Annotated in this window: 18 protein-coding genes and 2 pseudogenes; 11 read left to right on the forward strand and 9 right to left on the reverse strand. The window is 68.3% G+C overall.

Going from position 1 to position 16,826, the window contains the following annotated elements:
* Positions 1-462 precede the first annotated feature (462 nt).
* Positions 463-1,269 (reverse strand): DUF5134 domain-containing protein, encoded by an 807-nt coding sequence (locus tag ACWDSL_RS27100; RefSeq protein WP_450489645.1) that lies wholly within the window; start codon positions 1,267-1,269, stop codon positions 463-465.
* Between the two features lie 497 nt (positions 1,270-1,766).
* On the opposite strand from ACWDSL_RS27100, the gene ACWDSL_RS27105 reads away from it, so the two are divergent.
* Both ACWDSL_RS27105 and ACWDSL_RS27110 read left to right on the forward strand, forming a co-directional pair.
* Positions 1,767-2,102, forward strand: coding sequence for a hypothetical protein (locus ACWDSL_RS27105; RefSeq protein WP_450489647.1), 336 nt, complete (start codon positions 1,767-1,769; stop codon positions 2,100-2,102).
* Between the two features lie 77 nt (positions 2,103-2,179).
* The gene (locus ACWDSL_RS27110) at positions 2,180-2,581 is read left to right on the forward strand and encodes a hypothetical protein (protein ID WP_450489649.1); all 402 of its coding nucleotides are present in this window, start codon (positions 2,180-2,182) and stop codon (positions 2,579-2,581) included.
* Here ACWDSL_RS27110 and ACWDSL_RS27115 read toward each other — a convergent pair.
* Positions 2,549-3,381 (reverse strand): IS5 family transposase gene (locus ACWDSL_RS27115; RefSeq protein WP_450489651.1). Its coding sequence is split into 2 segments (ribosomal slippage): positions 2,549-3,039 and positions 3,039-3,381, totalling 834 coding nucleotides; the frame shifts between segments, so codons are not numbered across the junction. The genes ACWDSL_RS27110 and ACWDSL_RS27115 overlap by 33 nt on opposite strands.
* Before the next feature lie 70 nt (positions 3,382-3,451).
* On the opposite strand from ACWDSL_RS27115, the pseudogene ACWDSL_RS27120 reads away from it, so the two are divergent.
* A pseudogene (locus tag ACWDSL_RS27120) lies at positions 3,452-3,736 on the forward strand (multicopper oxidase domain-containing protein); the annotation flags it as partial.
* Between the two features lie 323 nt (positions 3,737-4,059).
* Complete coding sequence (locus tag ACWDSL_RS27125; protein ID WP_450489653.1) at positions 4,060-4,533, forward strand: hypothetical protein; 474 nt, start codon at positions 4,060-4,062, stop codon at positions 4,531-4,533.
* Positions 4,534-4,708: 175 nt separating this feature from the next.
* Here the strand turns inward: ACWDSL_RS27125 and ACWDSL_RS27130 are convergent, their stop codons facing one another.
* From ACWDSL_RS27130 to ACWDSL_RS27140, 3 genes are all read right to left on the reverse strand, one after another.
* Positions 4,709-5,389 (reverse strand): class I SAM-dependent methyltransferase, encoded by a 681-nt coding sequence (locus ACWDSL_RS27130; protein WP_450489655.1) that lies wholly within the window; start codon positions 5,387-5,389, stop codon positions 4,709-4,711.
* A gap of 98 nt (positions 5,390-5,487) precedes the next feature.
* The gene (locus ACWDSL_RS27135) at positions 5,488-6,096 is read right to left on the reverse strand and encodes a M56 family metallopeptidase (RefSeq protein WP_450489657.1); all 609 of its coding nucleotides are present in this window, start codon (positions 6,094-6,096) and stop codon (positions 5,488-5,490) included.
* Positions 6,097-6,353: 257 nt separating this feature from the next.
* Positions 6,354-6,704 carry a BlaI/MecI/CopY family transcriptional regulator gene (locus tag ACWDSL_RS27140; protein WP_256982560.1) on the reverse strand — a complete coding sequence of 117 codons (351 nt, stop codon included), beginning with the start codon at positions 6,702-6,704 and terminating at the stop codon, positions 6,354-6,356.
* Positions 6,705-6,774: 70 nt separating this feature from the next.
* On the opposite strand from ACWDSL_RS27140, the gene ACWDSL_RS27145 reads away from it, so the two are divergent.
* A complete protein-coding gene (locus tag ACWDSL_RS27145) occupies positions 6,775-7,059 on the forward strand; it encodes a SpoIIE family protein phosphatase (protein ID WP_450489659.1) in 285 nt (94 codons plus the stop codon).
* Positions 7,060-7,124: 65 nt separating this feature from the next.
* Here ACWDSL_RS27145 and ACWDSL_RS27150 read toward each other — a convergent pair whose 3' ends face one another.
* On the reverse strand, positions 7,125-7,892 hold the full coding sequence (locus ACWDSL_RS27150; protein ID WP_450489661.1) for a hypothetical protein: 768 nt from the start codon (positions 7,890-7,892) through the stop codon (positions 7,125-7,127).
* Between the two features lie 506 nt (positions 7,893-8,398).
* Between ACWDSL_RS27150 and ACWDSL_RS27155 the strand changes: the two genes are divergently transcribed.
* Positions 8,399-9,520 carry a lysylphosphatidylglycerol synthase transmembrane domain-containing protein gene (locus ACWDSL_RS27155; RefSeq protein WP_450489663.1) on the forward strand — a complete coding sequence of 374 codons (1,122 nt, stop codon included), beginning with the start codon at positions 8,399-8,401 and terminating at the stop codon, positions 9,518-9,520.
* A gap of 454 nt (positions 9,521-9,974) precedes the next feature.
* Here ACWDSL_RS27155 and ACWDSL_RS27160 read toward each other — a convergent pair whose 3' ends face one another.
* Positions 9,975-10,934, reverse strand: coding sequence for an AraC family transcriptional regulator (locus ACWDSL_RS27160; protein WP_450489665.1), 960 nt, complete (start codon positions 10,932-10,934; stop codon positions 9,975-9,977).
* 113 nt (positions 10,935-11,047) lie between these two features.
* Between ACWDSL_RS27160 and ACWDSL_RS27165 the strand changes: the two genes are divergently transcribed.
* The 5 genes and pseudogenes from ACWDSL_RS27165 to ACWDSL_RS27185 form a co-directional block, all read left to right on the forward strand.
* Positions 11,048-11,800, forward strand: a complete 753-nt coding sequence (locus ACWDSL_RS27165; RefSeq protein ID WP_450489667.1) for an SDR family NAD(P)-dependent oxidoreductase — start codon at positions 11,048-11,050, stop codon at positions 11,798-11,800.
* Positions 11,801-11,841: 41 nt separating this feature from the next.
* Positions 11,842-12,174, forward strand: a complete 333-nt coding sequence (locus tag ACWDSL_RS27170) for a LuxR C-terminal-related transcriptional regulator (RefSeq protein WP_450489668.1) — start codon at positions 11,842-11,844, stop codon at positions 12,172-12,174.
* Between the two features lie 39 nt (positions 12,175-12,213).
* The gene (locus tag ACWDSL_RS27175; protein ID WP_450489670.1) at positions 12,214-12,654 is read left to right on the forward strand and encodes an SDR family NAD(P)-dependent oxidoreductase; all 441 of its coding nucleotides are present in this window, start codon (positions 12,214-12,216) and stop codon (positions 12,652-12,654) included.
* 264 nt (positions 12,655-12,918) lie between these two features.
* Complete coding sequence (locus ACWDSL_RS27180; RefSeq protein ID WP_450489672.1) at positions 12,919-13,899, forward strand: ABC transporter ATP-binding protein; 981 nt, start codon at positions 12,919-12,921, stop codon at positions 13,897-13,899.
* Between the two features lie 66 nt (positions 13,900-13,965).
* Positions 13,966-14,298, forward strand: a pseudogene (locus ACWDSL_RS27185) (ABC transporter permease); the annotation flags it as partial.
* Positions 14,299-14,476: 178 nt separating this feature from the next.
* Here ACWDSL_RS27185 and ACWDSL_RS27190 read toward each other — a convergent pair.
* Both ACWDSL_RS27190 and ACWDSL_RS27195 read right to left on the reverse strand, forming a co-directional pair.
* Positions 14,477-15,319, reverse strand: coding sequence for an alpha/beta fold hydrolase (locus ACWDSL_RS27190; RefSeq protein WP_450489674.1), 843 nt, complete (start codon positions 15,317-15,319; stop codon positions 14,477-14,479).
* A 61-nt stretch (positions 15,320-15,380) separates the two neighbouring features.
* Positions 15,381-16,724: a glutaminase gene (locus tag ACWDSL_RS27195; protein ID WP_450489676.1), complete on the reverse strand. Its 1,344-nt coding sequence runs from the start codon at positions 16,722-16,724 to the stop codon at positions 15,381-15,383.
* Positions 16,725-16,826: the final 102 nt, after the last annotated feature.

The following is a 16,826-nucleotide window of genomic DNA, read 5'->3' on the forward strand; positions in this document are numbered from 1 at the left end:
ACTGCGCCGCCTCCAGCTCGGCCTGCAACTCCTCCACCCGCTTCCGGGCCGCACGCTCCCGCTCCTCCAGCCGCCCCAGCACCGACGCCATCACATACCTCCAGCACGCCACCTCCACGGACGCACCGGACCTACCTCACCCACCCCGGAACTATGCCTGACCAGCACAAACCCAGCCCCACACTCGGTTTCGAGAAGCCCTCTCAGGGCAGTACGGGACTGGAGGGAAACTGGTAAAGGTCATGCCGGGACTCTCTGGGGGCGGGGCATGCCGGCGCTCGCCGATCACGTCAGCCGGATGGTCCGGTTGCAGCTCATGGTGCGCTTGTCCTGCTCCGTACCGGGAGGATGAGACTCGCGGCGTGGCCGATGGGCACCCAGGTGGACGAGCCATGGCTTTGAGGATGCCGGTCGGCGGTTCCGCACAAGCTCGGCGAGGTCCGTCACGCTCGGCAAGGCCCGTCACACCACCATCATGAGCAGCATCGCGGACATGGTTCCGCCCATACCGATATGAGCGGCCAGTGCGGCGTCCGGCGCCGTGCCGAGCCTGCGCCGGCGCCCGTGGCTTCCCCGCTCCACCGTCCGGGCCTTGTCCCACACCGATAGGGTCAGCGATACCACGAAGACCACCACCGTGTCCGGCATGGCGAGCAGCCAACGTCCCCATGTGCGGCCTCGGCCGCCGTCGCGGGCGGGGGGGAGGTGCTTCCCGTCGGTCCCTCGGAGCCGGGCCCAGACAGACGCGCCGATGGACAACAGGAAGTACACCGCGAGCGCCGCGGCCACGTAACGCCAGAAGGGGCCCGAGGACGACGCGGCGGTGGCATCGGCAGCGGTGGTCATGCCCGGCGTGTTCATCCCGTGCATCCCTCCCATGCCCTGCATCCCTTCCATCCCGTCCATGCCTTGTGTCGAGTTCATCCCGGGCATGTTCTCCATGCCCGGCATCCCGGCCATGGCTGAGCCGCCGAGTGCGAGTACCGGTCCGGAGGACGTGCTCGTCATGGCGAGCGTCATGATCACCATGCCTGCGCTGCCGACGATGAGGTGCACCCATTGGCGGCCGTGGCTCCAGCCGCTCGCACGCGTGTGCTTGGCGGCCATCACCACGCCACCGAGTGCCGGGAGGGCGAATGCCATGGCCCACCACATGCCGTGACCGGCGTACCAGGCCGCTGTCGCGGGCAGGGCCATGATGGCCATTGACACGCCCATCAACGCATCGCCTCCTGCGGCGAAGCGGGTATCCCCCTTGGTGGTCACCATGCGGATCAGGCTGACGGCGGTCACCAGCGCGGCGACCGCCGCTACGAACCAGCTCAGAGTCTCCATTGTTGCCTTCCCTCGTCTTCTGGGTACGGCCTCGGTGCGTCGTGCGGCATCGGCTACTGAGCCCCTGAGTACGTAGGAGATGAGGAGAGCGTTCAGTGTTACCCCCACCGGGTATATTCGCGGAGTTGCTCACCGAGAGCAGGGTTGGAAGCCATGGCCACAGCCGGGGCCGGACGGGACCGTGCCCGTGGTGGCGCCGGACGCTGGGTGTGGGGCGCGGTCGTCGCACTGTTCGCCGCGTTCGCAGTGCTCCTCCACCACGAGACGGCCGCGCACGGTGACGATGGACCCTGTTCCGGCATGGGCGTGCAGCACTGCTCGGCCGCCGGCATCGACGTCGTAAAACACATGCCGCCGAGCGAGCCCTGGGTCGGCCGCGAGGGCGACGTGCACGCCATCCCGGCCGGTCGCCCTGTTCCCGGCACCGTGAGGTGGGCGCCGCCCGACCTTTCCGTGCTCTCTCGATTGCTTCTGTAGGCCGCCCCCACGGCATCTCGGCGTCCGCGCTCGCCGCCTGCCGCGGCTCCAGCGGCGACGCCGACCGCACCACCGCCCTGGTCAAGCCGTCCGACCTGGCCGTGGCCGCCGCAGAGAAGAAGCGCACCCGTACCGGCAGGGTGCACAAGCTGACCCTGATCGCCGCGCCCGCCATGCTGGAGCTCGGCGACGGCGTCATGGCCAAGAGCTGGGCCTTCGGCAGGCAAGCCCCTTACAAGGAGCCCTGTCGAGCACCAGCCGGCCGATGCCCTGCTGATCGGCATGGGTGAGCGCTAAGAACTCCTAACGAAATGATCTTCGATGGGTCGGTTCCAGGTGCTGGGGTGCTGTCGGGCAGCATGGGGCGATGAACTCGGATGAGCCGGTGCCTCGGGAGTTGAAGGTCCTCGATACGGCCTCGCTGGTCAGGCTGGAGGAGCGGGCATGTGAGCTCAGCCTCAACCAGCGGTTGGACCCGGCATGGGTGCAGGCGAATGCGGCGCCCGATGGGACCCACTATCTGTGGCCAGCCCTGTGGAACAGCCTGCCGCATCGCCCCAGCATCCCGCGTCAGATTCGGTGCGAACTGCTCATCACTCTTCATGCGGGAGACCGCGTGATGAGCCTGCTGGACGTCCTGCCTGGTGACTTCGCCCCTCTGCCGAGAGTGACCTCACGGGATGAGGGCATGGAGGTCAGCCGACTCCTGGACAGCTCCCCGAGCGTCAAGGAATGGCTACTGGGCAGGGGCGTCCCGGACCAGCCGTGAGAGACGGCGCCAGCAGATGAGTGCGCATCCCAGGCTCAGGAAGGCTTCGTGGATGTCATCACGTATCTCCCAGCGGATGCGCAGACGGCGAAACCAGTGCAGGTGCGCGAAGGCGCGTTCCACGACCCAGCGCTGAGTACCGAGCCCGGAGCCGTGCTCGGTGCCCCGGCGGGCGATGAGCGGTTTCACGCCGAGGCCCCAGACCAGGCGGCGGTACTTGTCGTGGTCGTAGCCGCGGTCGGCCAGCACCACGTCGGGGCGGCGCCGGGGCCGACCTCGCTTGCCCCGCACCGGTGGCACCGCATCGAGGAGCGGGATCAGCTGAGTGACGTCATTGCGGTTGCCGCCGGTCAAGATGACGGCAAGCGGGATGCCGGTGGCGTCGGTGATCAGGTGATGCTTGCTGCCCGTCCTGCCCCGGTCGACAGGACTTCGTCCCGTCTTGGATCCCCCTTTAACGCCCGGATGTGAGAGCCGTCCACGGCCGCCCGGGAGAAGTCCAGGGCGTTCGCGCTGCGGAGCTTGGCCAAAAGGACCTCGTGGAACCGGGCCCAGACGCCGGCCTCCGTCCATTCGGCCAGGCGGCGCCAGCAGGTCATGCCCGACCCGAAGCCGAGTTCCTGCGGGAGGTGTTCCCAGCCGATCCCCGTGTGCAGGACGAACAGGATGCCCTGGAACACCAGCCGGTCCGGAAGCCGCTTGCGGCCGGGATGCCGGGCCCGACGCTCCACCTTCGGCAGCAGCGGCTCGATCACAGCCCACAACTCGTCGTCGACTTCCCACGGCTTCGGCCGAGCCACCCCACACCCCCAGATCACCAGCCCCGGAGTGATCCAACCACCACGGAGATCATTTCGTTAGGAGTTCTAAGAGGAGGGGCAACGGGTCCGGCTGGACATCGTCAACCGCACGGGCATGTGGCACCCGATGCATCTGCACGGCCACACCTACCAACTCGGCAGCTCCGGGCCTCGCAAGGACACCGCGATCGTGCTGCCGAAGAAACTGTCCGTGGTCTTCGACGCCGACAGCCCCGGCCAGTGGATGCTGCACTGCCACAACGTCTACCACGGCGAGGCCAGGATGATGGCGCTGGTGGCCTATCGAGCCTCATCGCCTCAGGGCTCCCGTCACCTGGTGGGCTCCACCAGGTGACGGGAGCGTCGGTGCCTCACCGTGCCTCCGACATCCCCCGGGGGGTTACTGTCGACGCGGTGCGCCAGGTCTTCCAACGGCTGGTGGACAACGGCCTGGAGACCGGGGCAGGTGTATCGGTCTGGCGGGAGGGCCGCGAGGTCGTCCGGCTGAACGCGGGGTGGGGGGTGCGGGGAGGAGCCGTCCAGCCGTCCCTGGCGTGGCGACACCCTGGTCCAGCACTACTCGCTGTCGAAATCGTTCGTCACGCTCGCTGCCCTGGCCGCGGTCAGGGCGGGTGCGCTGGCATCCTTCGAGCGAGCGCCGGTGCAACGCTGGGGGAGATGTTCAATGATGTGGTATGGCCCGAGCTGGGGCTCGACGCGTGGTTCGGGGTGCCGGATGAGGCCCTGGTCCGTGTCGCCGACTTGGCATGCGTGGACCCGAACTGGCCACGGCAGCTCCACGCCAAACCGTGGCTGCAGACCCCGGTCGGGGTGCCGGACGTGGAGCGGGTCAACTCCCGGGCCCGGCGGCAGGCCGTCTTCGGGGCGGTCAACCTGCACACGACCGCGACCGCCATGGCCGAGTTCTTCTCCCGGCTCACCAGTGAGGGCGGGCCGGTATGCGAACTGCTGGGGCGACGGTTGCCCACTGAGCTCCTCGCCTCCCAAGTCACGGGCTACGACGAGGTCTTCGGTACCGAGATCCCTGGACGCCGGGTTTCGTACGTGACAAGGGGAAGATTGCCAAGGGTGGGATCGGCGGCTCGGCCGCCTGGTGATCCCTCCGGCACGGCCATGCCCGCGCTTGCCTGACGCGCCGATGGGACGACCATTCCTGGGCCGCCGAAATCGCCGCGGCGCTGGGTGACGACCTGACCGTGGTGGGCGAAGACTCAGGTGCCTGTGCCCCGTCCGGTGCGCTCGCTGACCGATCAGGGTCACGTCTCGCCGCGCGGTGTCCGTGAGACTGTGAAGTCTCGCTCGCGCATTACGCGGTGTTCTCCTGGGCGGCGATCTCGGCCTTGCGCGCGACGCCGATGACACAGGGGGAGCTGGGTGTGGTGCGGCCGTTGATGAGGAAGTCGAAGTGCCGTGCGCGCTCGATCCTGAATCCGGCGGCGGTGATGGCTGGTTCGGGGTTCCGGGTGAGATTGCAGCCGCCGCCCAGCAGTGGCCATACCACGTTGATGATCCGCTGCCGCCTCGCCAGGCCGGGGCGTGTCGATCGGATGTGCTCGTAGAAGTACAGAAGCCCGCCCGGTCGTAGCACACGGGCGGCTTCCCTGAGCGCGGCGGGGACGTCGGCGACCGTGCACAGGACGAGCGAGGCCACGACTCCGTCGGCGGAAGCGTCGGAGACGGGTAGCGCCTCGGCCCGGCCTGCGCGGATCTCTACCGGCACTGAGGATCCGGCCGACGACCGCTTTGCGAGTTCACGCAGGCGTGGCTCCGGTTCGACCGCGATGACCTGCTCGACCTTCGGCGGGTAGTGCGGGAAGTTGGCGCCGGTTCCCGCGCCGATCTCCACGATCCGGCCGGTGGTCTCGGCCAGCAGCTCCCGCCGGTGTTCCAGGGCACCGTGGGCCTCGGCGAAGGCGTTGATCCTCGGGTAGATGCGAGCGAAGAGCGCATGGCGTATCGGCTTCTCGCGGTCCGTCGCGGAGGCCATGTATGACTCCTCTCGGCGGGTAGGGCCCTCGAGTCTACTACGAGCACGTAGTAATTACTATGTGGTTGTAGTAGATAGGGGGTGTAGGCGGGCGAACCTCAGTGACCTCTTCCCAAGCAGGCCAACGGAGTCGTCGACATCAGCCAGGCGGAGCCGACGATCGCCCACATGTAGAGCGCGGCCCCGGCGGCCGTGACAGCGACCTGCCGGTGTTCCGGACGTATGGGCGGCGGTATCGCGCCCTCAAGTTGCGTGATCCTGGCGGCGAGCAACGTGCGGTCTCCCATCGCGGCGGCGGGGGCGGTGTTCGCCCATCGGGGAGTGTCGCCGGCCTTCAGCAGCGCCCCGGCCACGGCGCCGACGCCGCAGTGAGCCATCGCCCAGCGGTCTGCCGCCAGTTCACGGTCGGCGGCGACCACCGTTCGCAGGTGACGCAGGAGCGGAAGCGCGATGTGGCGTGCCGCCAGGAAATCGGCCACGAGCGTTCTGAGTGGATCGCGCCCACGGACGTGCTCGGCCTCATGAGCCAGAACCGCACGCAATTCCCCAGGAGTCGCCGACTTCATGAGCCCGCTGCTGACCGTCACTCGGGGGCGCAGCAGTCCGTGGGTGAACGCAAAGCGACCGGCACTCTCGATCACATCCACTCGGGCGGTCAGGCCCACCGGCTGGGCGGTGGTGTGTATGGCCGTATCGGTGACAGCCATGGCGCGGACCTGGCGGTCCATGGCCCGAGTCGCGCTGAGTCCAAGCCACAGCCGCCGGGCGGACCGTATCGCTCCAGCCGCAGAGAGGGCGAGCAGCGTGGCGCCGGCCCACGCGGCGCCCGACCGCGGGTCGGTACCGATCCCGTGATGGGTGAACTGCCAGGCCAGAGCTGTGACCAAACAGCAGCCAAGGAAGGCCACCGCCGCGTGAATCGCCACGGACGCCGTTATGAGAGTCCAGAAGGCTCGCTTGCCGGTCACGGCGACTGCTCCAAGAGCCGCCGAAGACGGTCCCGTAGCTGCGGATCCAGTGACGCCTCGGCGGCGAAATGCGCGACCGCGGCATCCCCATGCGCCCGCAGCACCTCCCGTACGGCGATCGCGGCCTCATCCGCGACGGTGGCTGTGTACGCGTAGCCACGCCCCTGTATGGCCCGATCGAGCATGCGCTTCTCTGCGAGGCGCGTCATCACCGTCATCACCGTGGTGTAGGCCAGCGGCTGCTCCCGGCCCTCGTTGAGTCTGTCGAGTACGGCGCGGACCGTCACTGGCTCTTGGACCTCCCAGCAGACCCGCATGACCGCGCTCTCCAGTGCCCCCAGGGTCACCGTGATCTCACCTCCGTAAAACATTGGCCACTACGCCAGGGTAGGAGGTTCGAACGCGTGCGACGGTCCGGTGCGCATCCAGTCGCTGTCCTCGTGGACGCTGCGACGCGAACTTGGCGCGAAGTTTCGCGAGACCGTCACCATCGCCCTGCCTCCTGGCACCACCCTGCTGCTCTGCACCGACGGCCTCATCGAACGCCCCGGCGAGGACATCGGCCGCGGCCTGACCAGGCTGCAGCAGCACGCGGCCGCCCTCGCCCGCGAGTCGCTAGCCGTCTTCCGGGACAAGCTGCTGGCCCGCCTGTGTGACGACCAGCACGACGACATCGCTGTACTCGCCCTGCGCTCGCCCTGACGTGGTCGCTTGCACACGGCTTGCCGACCGAGGCGGGCAAGCGCCTTCGCGGTGGCCACCGTCGTTCATCTCCGGCCGATCTCCCGCGGCAGTTCAAGAGCAAGGACACGGTCGGCATAGGCGAAGGTCTCGAACCGGGATCCATCTGGCACCCCGGGCTCCGATTCCAGCCGTCGCAGGGCGGCCAGGACCGCAGGAGTGTCCAGGTCATGGTGGAAGGCGGCATCCAGACACCGCACGGTGTCGGAATGCATCGGCCGCGACGGCGAGTCGGCCCACGCGGCCACCCGGTGACGCCAGCGGTCCAGCAGCGCCTGAGCGCGGGGCAGCTCGTCCGGACCGAGGCGGGCCGGACGCGTGTGGCCGTGGTCGAGCAGCGCCAGACGTATGGCAAGGGGATCGTGCCCGCCTGCGGTCACCGCGCCCAGGCCGCCCGGCAGCCGTGTGGGCGCCACTTCGACCAGGAGTTCGTGACCGGGGTGCCGGACCCTGACCGCGGGGGCCAGGATATGCACGTCCACAGGGCCGCCGAAGGGAGCACAGTGCGCCGAGTCGAGCGTGCGGACCGTCGGGGGGCGGATTCCCAGCAAGCCTGCGGCGCGGGTCAGTGCCTGCGCGTCCTCAGGCGGGTACGTCTCGACGTGTCCGATGATCACCTGTACGCCGTCCAGTTCCGCGATCCGGAACAGCACGTCGGCGATCAGCAGTCCACGCAGGTCACCCGCTCCGTCGAAGTGCCCTGTGGGCGAGGTGCGCACGCACACCCTGAGCAGCCCGCCGGGCCTGCGCCGGATCTCGGCGGGCTCAAGGGTCCGGGCATCAATGATCTGCACAGCATGCCGCCCTGACTGTGTGGTGCACGGGCGTCCTCCTGTCCGTCTGCCGGTGGCTGCCGGTCTGTGTGTCGGATGCCTTGTCGCCCGGTTTCCAGTGTTCGCCTCGGGGCAGCAGTGCGCCACTTCCCTCGCGCCGGCCCGCCTTGATCCGAAGAGCACGGCACCGCCTCGGGCCGCGCATCTTGATCAGGGACTTGACCAGCGGGTTCATCATCGCGTGGCGGCGCCCACAGTCCGGCGGTGCCGCCACATAGCGCAGGCCCTCGACTGGGAGGGGCGCGCCTGTCGCAGTGGCGGTATGTCCTGATGATGTGCTGACGGGGACAGTGATTCTGGCTGGAGGAGTGCCGTGGACAGCGTCCCTCCCCGGGCTCCGGAAGGGGCCGACACCGTCGAGGGGCAGCCCCGGCAAGCGGCCCGGGCGACCTGCACCGCCTGTGGGCTGCTGGCTCCTCGACGCCGTCCGGCCCTGACGCGGTGCTGCCTCTCGGCGGTGACGCCCTGTGGCTGAGCGGCCGGATTCCGCGGCAGCGGACCGCGAGGACTGGGAGGCGGGTCGTCTCGTGCGGCCGGGGCCGGTGTGGTGGGTCGGTGCCGGCTTGCTGGTGGGGGCCGCGGTCGTGGTGGCTGTCTGGCGGCGGCACGAGCTTGCGCAGGCGTTCGGCCTCATCTCGCGGGTGCGGGTGCCGCAGCTGGCGGCCGCCGTGGGGTGCGAGGCGCTGTCGGTGGTGTGCTTCGCCGCTGTGCCCCGTCGGCTGCTGCTGGCGGGCGGGGTGCGGTGGAGTCTGCGGCGGATGACCGCGATCACGGTGGCGGCCAACGCCGTGGCCGGAGCGCTGCCGGGCGGGGCAGCCTTCGCTACCGCTTGGGTGTACCGACAGTTGAACCGTCGGGGCGTGGAACCAGTCCTGGCCGCCGCCGTGCTGATGGTCGCCGGGGCGCTCTCAGCGCTCGGCTTGGCGATTCTGACCGTACTGGGGATGTTCACGGTCGGTGCGGCCGGTGCCGCTGCCGTGGTGCGTCCGCTTGCCGGGGCGCTGGTGCTGGCGCTGGTGATCGGCCTGGTGGTGTTCAGTCTCTCCCGCTTCGCGGGCTTCCGCGCAGCGGTGCGGCGGGCCTGGTTCACCGCAGGCGGGCGGTCCGGGCGGGTACGGCAGGCCCAGCTGCTGCTGGCGCGCATGGTGCAGCAGGCCAGGAGCCTGCAGCGCGGCTTCCGGCCGTGGCTGGGACCGGCCACGTACGCCCTGATGAACTGGGTCTTCGACGCTGCCTGCCTGGCAGCCTGCCTGTGGGCGCTGGGCATCGGCGTGCCCTGGCGCGGGATCTTGCTCGCGTACGCGCTCACGCAGATCCCCGGCAGTCTGCGTCTGACGCCCGGCAGCATCGGGGTGGTCGAGGCGAGCCTGTCCGCATTGCTGGTGCTGTACGGCCTGCCTCCCGGACCGGCGATCGCTGGGACGCTGCTGTACCGGGCCATCAGCTATTGGGCACTGCAGCCGGTCGGCTGGGCGAACTGGATCGGCGTGACCTTCCAGACCGGTGGGCCCTCCTGGCGTCATGGGTTGCGGACAGACCGCGACACCCACCGGCCGGGCCGGCCGCCTCCGCGTGAGCCAGGGGCCTGACCGGCTGTCACCGTGCCGGGAGGGGCAGCCGTCACCAGCACCGGCCGTGGTGACTTCAGCGTCGTGGTCGTTCCGGTACGGCACCGAGAGGAGGGGGCGGTCGTGCGGCGTATGGGATGCGGTTGACCGCGCGGATGCGGGGCGGGCCTCCAGTGGGTGGCGGTCATATCTGCGGAACCACCGCGATTGGAGACGGTGTGTGATGCAGCACAACGTGGTTGATCACTCCCAGTTGCAGCGCGAGGCGCCCACGCCGCCTGCGGGGCTCCGACAACGAGCAGGTCGGCATCCGGCGCGGCCTCCAGCGGCGCGCACGAGCCCCCGATCGAGCGTCAGGCCAGAACCGCCGACCAGCACGTTCGAAGACAGCGAGCGTCACGCCCAACATGACAAGAGGCGACCGCCGTTGTAGGTGACCATTTCGGCGAGTTCACTGCTGAACAGGACGCCTCCTTCAGCTTCCGTTCGCGGCCGAGGGCGCCGGCTGCCGTGCCTGGTTCCGGAACTGTGCGGGCGATGAGCCGACCACGCGGCGGAACGCGGTGCTGAACGCGCTCTCGGACTGGTAACCCGTGGCCCGTGCGAGCTCGGAGATCGACAGAGTGTCGCGGGCGAGGGCGTCGCGCGCGAGGCTCATGCGCCATTGGATCAGGTACTCCAGCGGCGGGACACCGACGTGGCTCTTGAAGGCCTGGGCGAACGCGGAACGCGACATGTGGCTGATGTCGGCGAGCTCCTTGAGGCTCCAGGAGTGGGCCACGTCCGCGTGCACGGCGCGCAGGGCGGCACCGATGCCGTCCTCGTTCAGGGCGCTCAGCCAGCCGGTGGGCCGGTCTGTCTGACCGGCGTGAGCACGCAGCATGTGCACGAGCAGGATCTGTGCGAGGTGGTTCTGCACCAGCGGGCCGCCGGCGGCGGCGACCCCGACCTCGGTGGCCAGGAGATCGATCAGCTGCGCGAGCCGCCCGCCATGAAGGTCGCCCACGCGAACGATCACGAGCGGCGGCAGAAGATCGGTCAGGAGGGCCGCGTTCTGGTCGTCGAACGCGATGTGCCCGACGCAGAGGTAGAGGTCCTCCTCGGACTCCGGGCCGATCCGCACGAACCCGTCTTCGGTAGCCCCCCACACCTGCTCCGCAGGGCGCGGGCTCGCGTCGAGCGTGCTGGCCAGCACGTAGGGCGGCGGGTTGCCCAGCATGAAGGTATCGCCCTCATGCAGGAGCACCGGCTCGTGTCCTTCGAGGATCAACCAGCACGTGCCGCGCACGAGGCCCCCGATCCGCACGTGCAAGAACGTGTCGAAGCGCAAGGCCCACTCTCCCGCGGCCCGGAGACTGGGCCCGATCACCGTGCGGGGCCGGAGCAGGCTGATCGCGTCAGCAACTGGATCCCGAAATCCGAGCACCGACGGCACCTCCTGGACGATACGTAAAGAACTCTGGACTCTGCATCATGGATAGTATCCGCGATCTCCCGCAGTATCGATGTCGGACGGATCGGCAACGAGAAAGTGATGGAGACACCCACATGGGACAGCTGGAAGGCAAGACGGCGGTGGTCACCGGGGGCAGCACCGGTATCGGTCTGGCCACCGCCGTACGGCTGGCGGACGAGGGCGCGTACGTGTTCGTCACCGGGCGACGCGAGGCCGAGCTGGAGGCCGCCGTCAAGACCATCGGAACGGACCGGGCCACCGCGGTCGTCGGCGACATCGCGAAGCCGGAGGACCTGGACCGGCTCTACGAGGCGGTCCGGGCGCGAGGCCAGAATCTGGACGTGCTCGTGGCGAACGCGGCGATCGGTTCGTTCATGACGCTGGAACAGACCACCGAGGAGCACTTCGACCAGACCTTCGCGGTCAACACCCGAGGCACGCTGTTCACCGTGCAGAAGGCGTTGCCGCTGCTCAACGACGGAGCCTCGATCGTCCTGGTCGGTTCGACGGCCGCTGACCGCGGAATGGAAGCGTTCGGCGCGTACGCGGCGTCGAAGGCGGCCGTCCGGTCCTTCGCGCGGACGTGGTCCACCGAGCTCAAGGGCCGTGGCATCCGGGTCAACGTGGTCTCGCCGGCATGGATCGAGACTCCCGGGGGCACCGCCGCCTTCGGCGACGAGGAGACCGCCCGGGCCATCAAGGAGCAGGTCGCCGCGACCGTGCCCAAGGGCCGCATGGGCCAGCCCGAGGAGGCCGCCGCAGTCGTGGCCTTCCTGGCCTCGGGCCAGAGCAGCTACGTCGTCGGCGCGAACGTCTACGTCGACGGTGGCGAGAACCAGACCTGAGGCACCACACAGTGGGTGGCAGCTGAAGCGTCCCAGCTTCCATGCCGCTTCCGACGCGCCGGCTGCTGATCGAGGCGGTGCATGCCGCGGCCGGAGGGGACTCTCTCATCTCCCCGTCTGTCACCGTGTGGCTTCTGGAGCACCTGAGCCCACCGCAGCACACCGAGAACTCGGCCGCCACACAGCGACTGAGCCCGCAGGAGCACAAGATCGTCCGCTTCGTGGCGCGAGGGCGCACGAACAACGAGATTCCGGAGAAGCTGACCCTCTCCCTGAGCACAGTGAAACCGTCAAAGTGCTGCCGACGTGCCAGTTGTCGTGCGAACCCTCCAATGCTTCGATGTGCGCTCTCCAGTGGTCGACATGTCAACTAATTGTTGATCGGCTGCAGGAGAATCGAAAGGGGGAGACGTATGACCGATTCCCGCACCTCGGCTGGTGTCGCCGTCGTCACCGGTGCATCCTCCGGGGTCGGCGCCGCGACCGCCCGAGAACGCGCGGCGGCCGGATTCGCCGTGGCACTTCTGGCTCGCCGGCTCGATCGCATCGCCGCCATCGCAGAGGAGATCGGCAACGGCGCGATTGCCATCGAGGCGGACGTCACCGATCGCGCGTCTCTCGTAGCGTTGAATGCCGCCGCGCACGCCGACATCGTCAACATCAGTTCCGTGGCCGGCCGGCGGGCCAGGCAGCGTCGCCACGTCGGTTCGCGGTGCACGAGGTCCTGGTGCGGCCGGCCGGGCAGGAGTTCTGAACGCGGTTCCCCCGAGGGCGAACTGAGCTATGAGCAGTTATGGGCTGTGATCCCGAAAAGGGTGATGATTCGCGCTCGGCCCAGCGGACCGCGGACGTAGTCCCGCATGCGCCACCGTAGATCCGCCCGACCGAGCCGGCCTGCCACCCGCTCTCGAACACCGACTCCAACTCCCCAGTCCAGCAGTCGGCCTCAGCCACGCCCTTCACGCCTGGTCAACGACGATCACTAGCTCAGGGCCACACCGCTGCCGGAGTACTGAACAGGCGTGCCTCCCTCGCACACAACCGCCGTATGACGTTTGTCATGCCGGCTGGTGACAGGGCGCACTGGTTCCCCGTGCTTCCACGGAGAGGGTTGAAACATGAGAACAGACGGACACGAACCTGTGATTGAGGTCACGGACCTGCGGCGTGTGTACGGGGGCGGGTTCGAGGCCGTGCGCGGTGTCGACTTCTCCGTGCGCCGCGGCGAGGTCTTCGCGCTGCTGGGCACGAACGGCGCCGGCAAGACGTCGACGGTCGAACTACTGGAGGGCCTCGCGGCTCCGACCGGCGGGCGAGTGCGCGTCCTCGGGCACGACCCGTACACCGAACGGGCCGCCGTACGCCCCCGCACCGGGGTCATGCTCCAGGAGGGCGGCTTCCCCTCCGAACTGACAGTCGCGGAGACCGCCAGCATGTGGGCGGGGTGTGTGAGCGGCGCCCGCCCGCCGGCCGAAGTCCTGGATCTGGTCGGCCTGAAGTCGAAGACCGACACCCGCGTGAAGCAGCTCTCCGGCGGCCAGCGGCGCCGCCTGGACCTGGCGCTCGCGCTGCTCGGCGACCCCGAGGTGCTCTTCCTGGACGAGCCCAGCGCCGGGCTGGACGCCGAAGGCCGCCGGGACACCTGGGAGTTGGTGAGCGCACTGCGTGACGCCGGTACGACGGTGCTGCTGACCACGCACTACCTGGAGGAGGCCCAGCACCTCGCCGACCGGCTCGCGATCATGCACGAGGGACGGATCGCCGCCACCTGGACCCCGACCGAGGTGACCGCGGCTCAGCCGTCCCACATCTCCTTCGAACTCCCCGCGGGCTACTTCGTGGGCGACCTGCCACCGCTCGCCTCACTGGGCGTGAGCGACCACGAGGTCGACGGCCGGATGGTCAAGCTGCAAACCCGGGAACTCCGGCGCGCGGCCACCGGACTGCTGGTGTGGGCCGGACAGGCCGGAGTCGAGCTGCGCCGCCTGGACGTGCGCTCGGCGTCCCTGGAGGAAGCCTTCCTGAGCATCGTCAAAGAGGTCTCCTCACGGACGAGCGACGGAACGACACCGGAGACGGCGAAGGAGTACGTGGCATGAGCGCCACCACGGCCACTCCGAGCGCCTCGGTGCGGCGTGGCGCGAATCAGCACGCTGAGGTCGCGCATGGTCGCCCTCGCCCGCGCCGAGCTGACCCTCTTTGGACGGAACAAGGGGCCCCTGATCGCTACCCTGTTCGTGCCGCTGGTGCTGCCGTTCAGTGTGAAGTCGGCGGCCAAGGAGATGGATCTCGCGGGAGCCGGGCTGACCACCGGAACGCTCATGCTGCCCGCCGCGGTCGGCTTCTCCCTGCTGTTCGCCGTCTACTCGGCCCTCGTCGGCGTCTTCGTCGTCCGGCGCGAGGAACTCGTCCTCAAGCGGCTGCGCACCGGAGAGCTGCGGGACGTGGAGATCCTCGCCGGATCGGCGACGCCGGCCCTGCGCAGCGGGCTCGTGCGCTGGAGGTCGCCCCGCTGCGAGCCGGCGAGTGCTCCACGGCATGTCGTATCCCTCCCGCGTTCGAGGGGCGTATGTGGCGCCTCAACAACAGTTCGGCGCCACATACGCCCCTCGTCGGCGGCGTTGACGCGGTTCCGCGTCATGAGAATCCGTCAGGGGAACAGCCGGTCATCCACCGTCACTTCGAGAGGAAGTCGCGCAGCGCGGTGTTGACCTCGTCGGCGTGGGTCCAGAGCAGGCCGTGCGGTGCTCCTTCGACCTCGACGTAGTCGGCCTCGGGGAGTGCCTTGTGGAATCGGCGCCCAGTGGCGTCGATCGGGAGGATGTTGTCCTTCGTTCCGTGCAGGATCAGTGCGGGCTTGCCGCTCGCGCGGACCGCCTCGACATCGGCGCGGAAGTCCTCGATCCATGCCGATACCACAGCGTACGCAGCCACCGGAGCGCTGCGGATTGCGACGTTCCAGCTACCGGTCACGACCTCCTCGCTGATACGGGTGCCGAGGTTCTCGTCGAGGTTGTAGAAGTCCGCGTAGAACTGCTTGTACCAGGCGTACCGATCCGCCTTTGCGGTCGCGGCGATGCCGTCGAAGACCTCCTGCGGCACCCCGTCGGGGTTGTCGTCGCGGGCGACGAGAAACGGCTCGAGCGAGGCGAGGAAGGCGAGCTTCGCGACACGCTCATGACCGTAGCGACTCACATAGCGGGCGAGTTCCCCGGTGCCCATCGAGAAACCGACAAGGACGACGTCCTGGAGGTTGAGGGTCTCAAGGACCGTGTTCAGGTCAGCGGCGAAGGTGTCGTAGTCGTAACCGGAGTTCACCTTCGACGACTGGCCGAAGCCACGACGGTCATAGGTGATGACCCGATAGCCCTGGGCCAACAGCTCGCGCGTCTGACGTTCCCAGCTGTGCCCGTTCAGCGGGTAGCCGTGGATCAGGACGACCGGCTGCCCGGAACCCTGATCCTCGTAGTAGAGCTCGACCGGCGTACTGTTCTCCATGCCGACGGTGATGTAACCCATGATTTCTTTCCCTCCCGGCCGACGTACGAACACCGGCCCATATCTGTGTGAGAACTCTGTGTTATTGGAGGCGGGCCAGAGGATTCGCCGATCCGTATCCGGCTGGCTCCTGTGCTGAGCTGCCCCGAGTCGGGATCACAGCCTGATCCACGTTGTCTACGACTGTGACTCGGCCACCATCGCCGGGATCGGGATCGGGCATGATCGATTCTGGGTCGACGAGGTAGACCTCGTGACCAGTCAGCGTCAGCCGGCGTGCGACCTCCAGCAGCACGCGCCGTGCCACATCGTCGATCGAATGGACCCTTGTCAGGTCCAAAGCCACCCTGACGTCCGAAGGCAAAATGTCCATGGCTTCCTGAACAACTCTCTCGGCTCCGGCAAAGCCGACGCCACCTTGCAGTTGCAGGACCCGGAGCGCGTTCGGTCCGCTGCCGACGACATGGTGGGACCGCACGACGGCACGCGCGGCGGCGGGGACCTCCATCACATGCAGACCCATGTCCGAAGAGAATCGCTCGAACAGTGACACCCCGCGAACACTGTTCCCGTGACCGTCCAGTCGTGGTGAGAACGTGGCAATGCCGATCTGTCCGGGGAGCGCGCCGATCAGGCCCCCGGCCACCCCGCTCTTTGCCGGAATACCGACCTGGGTCGCCCAGTCACCAGCGGCGTCGTACATTCCACAGCTGAACATGACGCTCAGCACCTGACGCACCACCGGTTCCGGCACCACCTGCTCACCCGAGAGAGGGTTGATCCCACGGTTGGCCAACGTCGCAGCCATCATGGCCAGATCACGCGTGGTGACGAGCACGGAACACTGGCGGGTGTAGCCGTCCACGATGGTCCTTGGGTCCTTGGTGAGGACATCGTGACTGCGGAGCATGTGGGCAATGGCGAGGTTGCGGTGCGCGTGCTCCATCTCTGACGCACATACCGCCTCATCCATCTTCAGTCGACGACCGGCGAACGCCGAGAGGCCGTGGAGCACGCGTTCCACACGCTCCGTCGGATTCAGGTCCTCCGCGCCGGCCAGTGAGTGTACGGTGATCGCGCCAGCGTTGATCATGGGATTGAGAGGGCGCCCCGTATCGCTTTCGAGAGAGATCTCGTTGAACGCCTCTCCGGACGGTTCGACACCGACTTTGGCGAGCACGGGGTCGAATCCGCGATCAGACAGGGCCAACGCATACACGAACGGCTTGGAGATCGATTGGATTGTGAACTCGATATCGATGTCACCGGCACCATAGACCTCTCCGTCAATCATGGCAAAGGCCGCACCGAGGCGCTCGGGGTTCGCTGCTGCGAGCTCAGGGATGTATCCCGCCGGCTCTCCGGACGTGTCCGACTCCACATCTCTCAGTACCTCGGCCAGGTAGTCGGGAATGATTGGCCGCATTCGTCCTCCATGCATAATTGCCATCTTCGCGCCGTGAGAACCGCGTTGCGTCCGCCCTGGTACCAGGAGGCACCTGGCGGCGCTTCACTGCGTCACATTGTC

The organism is Streptomyces sp. NPDC000941 (genome assembly GCF_053599555.1).

Excerpts from the sequence above, each read along its gene's own strand:
- ACWDSL_RS27100 (WP_450489645.1), bottom strand. The coding sequence starts at position 1,269 with ATGGTGACCACCAAGGGGGATACCCGCTTCGCCGCAGGAGGCGATGCG.
- ACWDSL_RS27110 (WP_450489649.1), top strand. The coding sequence starts at position 2,180 with ATGAACTCGGATGAGCCGGTGCCTCGGGAGTTGAAGGTCCTCGATACG.
- ACWDSL_RS27125 (WP_450489653.1), top strand. The coding sequence starts at position 4,060 with ATGTTCAATGATGTGGTATGGCCCGAGCTGGGGCTCGACGCGTGGTTC.
- ACWDSL_RS27130 (WP_450489655.1), bottom strand. The coding sequence starts at position 5,389 with ATGGCCTCCGCGACGGACCGCGAGAAGCCGATACGCCATGCGCTCTTC.
- ACWDSL_RS27135 (WP_450489657.1), bottom strand. The coding sequence starts at position 6,096 with ATGGCTGTCACCGATACGGCCATACACACCACCGCCCAGCCGGTGGGC.
- ACWDSL_RS27165 (WP_450489667.1), top strand. The coding sequence starts at position 11,048 with ATGGGACAGCTGGAAGGCAAGACGGCGGTGGTCACCGGGGGCAGCACC.
- ACWDSL_RS27170 (WP_450489668.1), top strand. The coding sequence starts at position 11,842 with ATGCCGCTTCCGACGCGCCGGCTGCTGATCGAGGCGGTGCATGCCGCG.
- ACWDSL_RS27175 (WP_450489670.1), top strand. The coding sequence starts at position 12,214 with ATGACCGATTCCCGCACCTCGGCTGGTGTCGCCGTCGTCACCGGTGCA.
- ACWDSL_RS27180 (WP_450489672.1), top strand. The coding sequence starts at position 12,919 with ATGAGAACAGACGGACACGAACCTGTGATTGAGGTCACGGACCTGCGG.
- ACWDSL_RS27190 (WP_450489674.1), bottom strand. The coding sequence starts at position 15,319 with ATGGGTTACATCACCGTCGGCATGGAGAACAGTACGCCGGTCGAGCTC.
- ACWDSL_RS27195 (WP_450489676.1), bottom strand. The coding sequence starts at position 16,724 with ATGCGGCCAATCATTCCCGACTACCTGGCCGAGGTACTGAGAGATGTG.